This window comes from Dyadobacter koreensis (assembly GCF_900108855.1).
Classification (GTDB): Bacteria; Bacteroidota; Bacteroidia; order Cytophagales; family Spirosomataceae; genus Dyadobacter; species Dyadobacter koreensis.
The window spans coordinates 1-8,583 of sequence record NZ_FNXY01000015.1 but is presented as its reverse complement, the minus strand read 5'-3'; the positions used below and the strand labels follow the sequence as shown (position 1 = coordinate 8,583).

9 protein-coding genes and 1 pseudogene are annotated in these 8,583 nt (G+C 41.2%); 9 read left to right on the top strand and 1 reads right to left on the bottom strand.

What is annotated here, in order from left to right:
• Positions 1-250, top strand: a 250-nt coding sequence (locus tag BMY70_RS30585) for an ATP-binding protein (protein WP_177197092.1), incomplete at its 5' end; no start/stop codon positions are given.
• Positions 251-331: 81 nt separating this feature from the next.
• Here BMY70_RS30585 and BMY70_RS30580 read toward each other — a convergent pair.
• Positions 332-643 carry a response regulator gene (locus BMY70_RS30580; RefSeq protein ID WP_177197175.1) on the bottom strand — a complete coding sequence of 104 codons (312 nt, stop codon included), beginning with the start codon at positions 641-643 and terminating at the stop codon, positions 332-334.
• Between the two features lie 1,863 nt (positions 644-2,506).
• On the opposite strand from BMY70_RS30580, the gene BMY70_RS30575 reads away from it, so the two are divergent.
• The 8 genes and pseudogenes from BMY70_RS30575 to BMY70_RS30540 all read left to right on the top strand — a co-directional run.
• Complete coding sequence (locus tag BMY70_RS30575; RefSeq protein ID WP_177197174.1) at positions 2,507-3,439, top strand: helix-turn-helix domain-containing protein; 933 nt, start codon at positions 2,507-2,509, stop codon at positions 3,437-3,439.
• A gap of 124 nt (positions 3,440-3,563) precedes the next feature.
• Positions 3,564-4,295 carry an SDR family oxidoreductase gene (locus tag BMY70_RS30570; RefSeq protein ID WP_090342597.1) on the top strand — a complete coding sequence of 244 codons (732 nt, stop codon included), beginning with the start codon at positions 3,564-3,566 and terminating at the stop codon, positions 4,293-4,295.
• Positions 4,296-4,324: 29 nt separating this feature from the next.
• On the top strand, positions 4,325-4,765 hold the full coding sequence (locus tag BMY70_RS30565; RefSeq protein WP_090342593.1) for an MBL fold metallo-hydrolase: 441 nt from the start codon (positions 4,325-4,327) through the stop codon (positions 4,763-4,765).
• Between the two features lie 631 nt (positions 4,766-5,396).
• Complete coding sequence (locus BMY70_RS31750; RefSeq protein WP_218148695.1) at positions 5,397-5,690, top strand: DUF5131 family protein; 294 nt, start codon at positions 5,397-5,399, stop codon at positions 5,688-5,690.
• Positions 5,691-5,762: 72 nt separating this feature from the next.
• Positions 5,763-6,647 carry a helix-turn-helix domain-containing protein gene (locus tag BMY70_RS30555; RefSeq protein ID WP_090342586.1) on the top strand — a complete coding sequence of 295 codons (885 nt, stop codon included), beginning with the start codon at positions 5,763-5,765 and terminating at the stop codon, positions 6,645-6,647.
• Between the two features lie 159 nt (positions 6,648-6,806).
• Positions 6,807-7,133 (top strand): DUF6616 family protein, encoded by a 327-nt coding sequence (locus BMY70_RS30550; protein ID WP_090342583.1) that lies wholly within the window; start codon positions 6,807-6,809, stop codon positions 7,131-7,133.
• 666 nt (positions 7,134-7,799) lie between these two features.
• Positions 7,800-8,348: a hypothetical protein gene (locus BMY70_RS30545; protein ID WP_090342579.1), complete on the top strand. Its 549-nt coding sequence runs from the start codon at positions 7,800-7,802 to the stop codon at positions 8,346-8,348.
• Positions 8,293-8,553: pseudogene (locus tag BMY70_RS30540) on the top strand (transposase); the annotation flags it as partial. The gene BMY70_RS30545 and the pseudogene BMY70_RS30540, both read left to right, overlap by 56 nt.
• Positions 8,554-8,583 lie beyond the last annotated feature (30 nt).

Sequence of the window (8,583 nt, the reverse complement as noted above, 5' to 3'; positions counted from 1 at the left end):
TATCATGCTCTTTCCAGTAGAAAAAAGTCAGGCGGTCTCATTGTTTAACTTCATCAACCTGCTCTACGAGAAAACCTGTTTTATTATTACAACCAATAAAATGGCAACGGAATGGGCCAAAATGCTGGATGACGAAGTGCTTGCAACGGCTTTACTGGACCGATTGCTTTACAGATGCGACGTGATCAGTATGAGTGGAAAAAGTTACCGAATGAAAAACAGAAAGACTTTTTTTGAACCCCAAAATTAACCCATGTATATTTGCCAAAGTGGTGCATTCCTGTTGCCAATTTTGGTGCACTCCTAATTTCCATTTTTGGTGCATTGTTAGTTACCGCTTACACTTAGCTCCCTTTTTCACTATCCGCTTGATCAGACTAGCGTCGTTGTGCATAGTCAGTGCTATTACTTTCGTTTCCGAGTATGTACGGACTATATAATCACAAAGGCCGAGACCATCTTCGATATAAGGGAACGAAATATCAAGTAACACGACATCGATAGTGGTCTGGCTAAGTCGAGCTTTAGCGGATTGTACTGTATAGCAGCGCTCAGTCACTTCAATATCCAGTGATCCTGAAATAAGCGACTCAATGCCTTCAACAAAGACATTATGGTCATCAGCGATGAGAACTCTTATCATGTATGCGTATACAGTTAATTAGTTGCCAGGTACGTTAACGGAATGAAAAATCTTATGACACTTTATATGGACTACGTTCCTCAAATTCAGTTTATATATATCTATCGAAAGTACGACGAATCAGCCGTTAACATAAACCAAAAGGGTGCTTTCTTATAAAACTTAGGGAAAACCCTAGTAATAAAATTGGGGAGTGAAACAATATAAATTATGTTGCCATATAATTGCAATAACAAATACATAAGTAGTTAAGTTATTGAAGTTTCAGTTAGTTCAATATCTATCTGAGTATAGCAAATTCAAATGCACAAAAATAGGATGAAGGGATAATCACAATTTATTTTGGTCCTTTGGGCTTATCGATAAACTTTCATTTCAAACGAAAGGTATAATCTCAATAGTGGATGGGATTGTAATGGGTCATAGATTTAAAGCCTCTTAACCCTGAACACATATTATATACGAAAAATGGTCATTACCCACCTTCAAGACGTAGTAGATTTTCTGACGAACAAACCATTCTCTTGCGCCGCATCATTGCCAAATATGCACATAGATATGTCTATGCCAATACAGCAAATGATGAAGTGACCAAATTGATAACAAGATTTGGTGATCGAAAAAATTCAAATATGAAAAAGAACAATGGGAACGATGGCACTCTGAACAGACTGAATTAGGAGAGTACTTCTTAAAAAGAAATGACTAGCTCCCTGAGGTGGCTCCAAAAAGCGGCACACATTTTTGCGCAACCTAATGCGGAATGGGATTTCAGAAAGGGATCAAGGCCCGAAAGACTTATGATGCTGATTTTAAGCAAGAAATAACAAAATTGTTGGCATCCGGAAGAAGTGCTAGGGAGATTTAAAAGACGTTTGGAATTGCTGAAAAACGGTACGCCGTCGCGGCTTCTCTATCGTTGGAAGAGAATTGCAACTATGAAGACAAAAACAAAGAACGGACAGAGTGAGAATAGCAACGCTGGAAAACTTGCTGCCGAAAATGCTAGACTAAGGGCTGAAAACGAACGCTTAAAAACCGACCGTTAGATCTTAAAAAAGGGGTTAGGTCTTTTCACCAAGTCAGACTGAGGGACGTCTATGATTTGATACTGTCACTATCCTAGACGAATAAATTGAGCAACTTATGCAAACTTTTTGAAGTGAGCAGAAGAGCTTATTATCGGTATCGGCGAGGTACTAGTCATAATGCGGACAAAAAATATAACCGTCCTAAGCATGAGATTCGGATCGAGTTTATTTGCAATTTGAAGCGATATGGTGGAGAATTCGGATGTCTTGACCATGTGCTTCCGTGGCAGATTGACCACCAGAAGACTATTGTTAATCAGTAGTTAAAGAAATATAAATCAATTATTTAGCATGGTCAATTTCAACCGAAACATCATGTCCTTAATTTCCGAATTGTGGTGATCTGAGGCTCCGAATTCTCCAGGCAGATTGACTATCACCTGAGTATTACTGTTCATGTATTAAATAATTATCAATCATTTACGTAAACTGATTAACTCCGACCGAAATTAAAACTTATTGAACGGTTTTATTTAAATTGATGGAATATACGTAGATACCCGGCTTAGTGCCAGGATATAACATTTCAAAATATGGAATTAGCGAATTGCTTACTCGGAGCGGGCTATTGAGTGAAGTAATGCATTTTCATTAAACAAGCATTTCTTATATTTGGTAGTAAACTTTGTCTGGATGATGCATACGTAGGATTATCTATGCGCCACCTGCTGTTCTATTCTAATACCGGGCTCCTTTCAAATAAAGGACAACATGCGTAGACTTTTTGGTAAAAAAAATGTTTCTTGTCAATCAGGTATGTGAAGGTCAATATATGAAAACACCACCGAATCCGGCACAAACAGATAGGAATACGATTTCCTTGTCTGAAAATGTTGAGACAAAACCTATTGCACCAGGCCAGACGGGTCCTGTAAGTCTGGACATACTGGATCTGAGCGTAACGGGCATAGAAAGCTCTTTATCCTTTGAATACAACAGAAAGACATTTTACACTGTAACCTTGCTGCAGGGGAACTATACGATTGAATTTGAAGAAAGAAATATTGATGTATTTGGCGATACTCTAATGTTTACCAGTTCCAAAATCCCCTTTGGCATCCAGGCACCGGATGGAATGTATGCAGGTATAAGCTTCCTGTTTAAAGAGGATTTTATCACAAAAACCAACAGCGGATACCGGTTGCTTGAATTCCCGATCTACAAACCCGGGAGACAAAATATTTATTCATTAACCGATCAGCAGACCAAACGTTTCATTGGGATCTTTGCCAAAATTTTCGATGAAAAACGCGATGGCAGTGATTTCAAAGAAAACCTGCAACGCACGTATTTGCTTGAACTTATCTTTAATGCCCAAAAGCTTGATCCGGTCAGCTCGTATGTAAAAACTAACAATACGACCGAGGAGATAGCCTGCGCATTTATCCGGTTACTGGAATCTCAGTTTCCGATCGTGTCTGCTCAGGATATACTCCGGTTGACAACAGCGAAGGATTTTGCGGATGAACTGGCATTACACCCCAATTATTTAAACCGGCAGGTAAAACTTTCCAAAGGAAGAACGGTAACTGAAATCATTGCGGCTCGCATAATCCAGGAAGCAAAGATCTTACTGAAGCTCACCAACTGGAATATTGTAGAGATTTCCACCTCGCTGGGCTTTGAGCAGCCGTCGCATTTCAATCTGTTTTTCAAAAAACACGTCACCGTATCTCCGACAGATTACCGCAAAACCATCAAATAACTATTTGTTTGTCTGACTGTATCTTACAAGCAAGTTTGAATTTAGTAATGATCGGTTTCATTTATGTTAACACAGGCCTGGTGATCGTGCTGATCTTTGCATTGTAATTATAACAATTCGCAAAATGACGAAAATAGCATTAGTAACAGGGGGTAATAAAGGCATAGGTTTTGAGACGGTCAGACAACTTGCACAGCAAAATATCAAAGTATTTTTAGGGGCAAGAAACGAAACGGAGGGTAAAAATGCGGAAGAAACCCTGCGCACTGAGTCATTGGATGTAACCTTTATCAAGCTGGATATCAGTAGCTCCGATGATATAGAAAACACCAGAAACTTCATTGAAAAGCAGTTTGGTAAACTTGATATCCTGATCAATAACGCGGCGGTATTTTTGGATAGCGCCTGGTTTGGCAACAACACCGAAACGGTTCCGTTAAAAACGCTTCGGGATACCTTTGACATCAATTATTTTGGAACGGTAGAACTAACCCAGGCTTTGCTGCCACTGCTCAAAAAGAGTGATGCAGGGCGTATCGTGAACATCAGTAGTGTTTCAGGTTCATTCGGTGTTCATCTTGACCAGAGCCACTGGCTTTATCAATTGAAGCCTTATGCTTACAGCGCATCGAAAACGGCACTCAACCAGTTTACGGTTTTTCTGGCTAATGCACTTGGCGATTCCAAAATTAAAGTGAACGCAGTTAACCCAGGTTGGGTGCAGACATCCATCGGTTCAGACCAGGCACCATTAACTCCCCAAGAAGGTGCTAAATCAGGTGTGGCGATGGCGCTAATCGATGAAAACGGACCAAGCGGCACGTTCTCTCAGGATGGCGAGGCGTTGCCTTGGTAACAAAGCTTTGACAACAAGCACTACACTTTATGAAGTTATATTTGTTTGAGTTGGGCCACTTTGTTTACCCGGATATCCCGCTTCCGCTGCCGGTACCCGGATATCTGATACAGACCGATGAAGGCAAGAATATTCTGGTAGATACCGGGTTTCCCGAAAGCTTCATCAGTCATCCGCCGGCAGCTGATCCTTATGCAAAGGTGGTGCGTCCACAGGACTACATTCTCAATCGCATTTCGGAAATAGGGCTTGAAGCAATCGATATTGATTTGGTAATCGTAAGTCATTTTGATGTTGACCATGCTGGTAATCTAAGCAGGTTTTGCCACGTTGAGACAATTGTACAGCGCCAGCAATACGAAGCTGCCAAAGCCGGTCATCCCCGTTTTGCTTCGACACAGGACCAGTGGGACAACGCATTAATCCGGTTCCGCCTGATTGATGGCGATGTGGAAATAGCTCCGGGGTAGAATTGGTTGCTAGCAGTGGTCATGTACCTGGCCATCAGTCTGTACTGATACGCTTACCTAAAACTGGTCCGGTGCTTCTAATGGTGGATGCGATCCTGAACTCGTCGATGACTGATGGTGACAGGCGAGTGACTGATGTATCTGCGGATAATGATGCCGACGCCAGAATCAGCACGCGCAAGCTGATGGCACTAGCCTGGTAGCAGCGAGTAGAACTCATTGTTTTCGGCCATGACAGCAAGCAGTGGCCTGTTTTAAAACGTGCTCCGCACTATTATGAATAAGCGCAGATTCCGGTGAGTTCTGAAAAAATTTATAACCATCCTGCCCCAGCAATTTATGCCGGGGCAGGATGGCTGTTTTTTTAAGAAAATATGCAAAGTATGAATCATGATAAAAAAAAATTTAAAGCCTGCTACCAAGATGTCAATGATGTGGATTTTCGATACCTTTTATGTTGAATTCTAGTTTCCTAACGAATTCCCATCCTAGGGTGTATAGTTGTATTTGCGTTCATTTATATATTTCGATTTATGTACACTGTTTTGATAAGCTTGCCGTTAACGTTTAGCTTTTTTTTAAGGCCAGTGCCGCATCCCAAATTCAATTTTCCCCTCACCTTGCCGGTCTGTTGTTTAGAGGTCGCTTCAATTGTCATTGTGAGCCTCTTCTTGGCCCCATAGATCTTAAAGATCTTTTGCACGGGGATTGGATAGAAAAGGTGGTAGCCGGCGGAGAGTCGGGAGACAATGCCCGGGTCTGCGATTATGACTGGGTAATCGGTATCAGAAATGCCTGTATCCAAAACAATGTTTCATTCACTTTCAAGCAGACCGCGAGGCTTTTTATGAAAGAGGGCAGAAAATATAAGATCTTTCGCAAACCTCAGTCCTCACAGGCCAGGGAAACCAGCGGTAAAGTTTGATCCGTAAATCTGATTCAGTTTGATTAACTTTAATGCCGGATCTACAGACAATTACCCGGTTCGATAATCTTGATGAAATCAATACAACGGTATCATTTTTTCAAAGGAAAATACGGCAAAGATTTACTAGTAGATCTTGTAACGCTTTCAGAACTGAACAAGTATCTTGAAGTAACGCCGACTCACAGGCTTACATATTACGACATCACCTTTATTACAGAGGGCAGCGAAATAATCAGTCTGAACCAGAAAAGATTGTTTGTCCAACCTGGCGATGTGATCTGTTCACTGCCGGGAGAGGTATGGAGCTGGCCAGAACACACATCAATGCAAGGGTTTGCGTTGCTTTTTGAAGAGGATTTTCTTCTCTCGTTCTTTCAGGATAAGCATCTTCTGAAAAAAATTAAATACTTGCACAGCGACCGGCTGTTTTCGGTACTCAGACCCGGTGATCAATCTTTTGGTAAGCTGGTCCAATATCTGGATCAAATCCGAATTGAACTTCAAACAGGAATCGACAGTAATGAACATGTCCTTCGGGCTCTTGTTTATCTGATCCTTGGTCTGCTTGAAAAGGCCGAACAGGTTCAGATGGACGCAGATCCTGCAAATGAGCAATTTGAACAATTTGGTAACCGGCATCTTCAGGCTTTCATAAAGCTCGTCGATCAGCATTATCTGGACGAGCGTGAAGTAGTGTTCTATGCCGATAAACTCAGCATCACCACCAATTATCTCAATAGGATTACGAAGGAAATTCTGGGCTCGACAGCAAAAAGGTACATCCTTAATAAAATAATTCAGGAAGCAAAAAATCTGCTCAGTTATACGAGTTTGTCGGTTGCACAGATAAGTGATGAGCTGAAGTTTGATGCGCCAAGCTATTTCGTCCGGCTTTTCCGCAAGTATGCCGCGATGACCCCCAAGCAGTTCCGTGATGGAAATGATCGGATATAATTATGTAAGCCCTTGTTTGCTTGTCAGTAAAATCATCCAGGTCCGTTATGTGACATTTCTATCCTGATAAATGGCACGGTTTAAACAAATCGCTGGCGTAGCTTTGTAACACAGTAAAAAAATCATTACTGCGTACAAGTTACTTCTTAACAGTTTATTATGAAATATTACATAGAAACATTCACGCCGAAACAAGCCTGGCTGGATCTTCCCAAAGAGGAAAGAGCAGCATATATGACCCGGGTAGGCCTTTCTTCACAGCCATTTTTAGATGAGGGTGGTGAAGTTGTACTCATGAGCGAAAATGACAGCGACACGGTCAAGGGACTTAACCATCGGTATTTTGTCGTTTGGAAGTTCATGTCGGATCAATCAGCAAAAAGTTTCGAAGCACTGGGCATTAGAGAGGGTTGGTATGACTACTTTGACCAATTCAATCTCAAAGGAAGTCCCTCGGATATTATTGACACGTTGGTTAATATATAGAGAATTACGGCAATCTGGAATCCTTGTCAATCTTATCAACAGTCGGACATCGCATTCTATCTTTCATTTCTCCGGGCAGCATAAAGGGATTTTAATGAGTCTTCAAGACAAATTTCATCGCAATTTGCCAGGTTATTGCTGGAATGTCATAGGTGATTCTCCATAAATTTCACGGTAATTGGCTTTTTAAACCTATAAAGCCAATTACCAGCAAAAAAAAGCAGACAACATATAGTAATATCCGTTAGCTCCTTTAAAGGCAAATGTATTCAAAAACCGATGACTCGACAGCAAGTCCGGATCGGCTCAGAAACCGGTCAGAAGTCCCTATTGTATTGACATCCGGGAACACCAATACTTGTGATTTCTTGCTACCTGCACCTTGTCGGCTTTTTTGCAAAGATCCAGGTCTGAACTATTAAGCAGACCTTATAATGAACTAGGAAATCCCCAGCATAATCCCTTTGCCGTAACCAGCGTGCAATTGTTATTTAGCTGCTTCATAAATACAACTCATCAGAAATTCTGTAAGGACGGCGGGTTTGAGATGCCAGGTTCAAAAACAAATTACAGTCAGCCGCCCAACTTAAATTTCATGTCCAGCTATTAAAGCGGCCCGGATAGTTTGGCAGGTTTCATTACGATCCGAAGTTAAATCAGTCAGCTATGAGTGTGTTATTCGCTATTTTTTTACTTTTGGCACAGCCGGAAATCATTAATCCTGTCAGCGATCAGGATGGTAAATTTTCCAATGACATCGAATTTTTGGATGACTTTCAGCTGAGGGTTTATGGTGGAAGTTTCTTTACTTTTGACACAACCAGTGTGCTGAAACAAAAGTTTATATTTGTTGTCAGTGCAACCAGGATCGCTTATTTTAAGAAAGGTGGCAGATTGCTCATTGTGAATTATCTGAAACGGGAAATCAGACAAAACGGCTACATTGACTTTTTTGAGGGTTCAGGCTATAAGATCAGATTAAATGTAGTTAAGGCTAACAAAATCGGTAAAAGCCGCACCGGGTATATTGGCGTTTTAGAATTTGCTCATAACCAGATTACTACAACGGTTCGTATCCTGACCTCCCCCCGGCAAACGAGACAGTTTAAAACTAGAGATTTTCGGTGGCAAATACAGATCAAAAACGTAATTTGTTACTATGAAAAAATCGAAATTTACCGAAGTCCAGATCGCTTATGCACTCAGACAATCTGAGGCAGGAACGCGGGTTGAAGACATCTGTCGGCAGATGGGTGTATCACAGGCAACATTTTTTGCCTGGAAAAAGAAGTACGGCGGGCTTGGAGTTACTGAGCTCAGAAAATTACGGCAGTTAGAGGAGGAAAATATACAGCTAAAAAAATTGGTGGCGGATCTGAGTTTGGACAAACAGATGCTTCAGGACGTTATTAAAAAAAAATTGTGAAGCCGCCGTATAAGAAGGAAATGG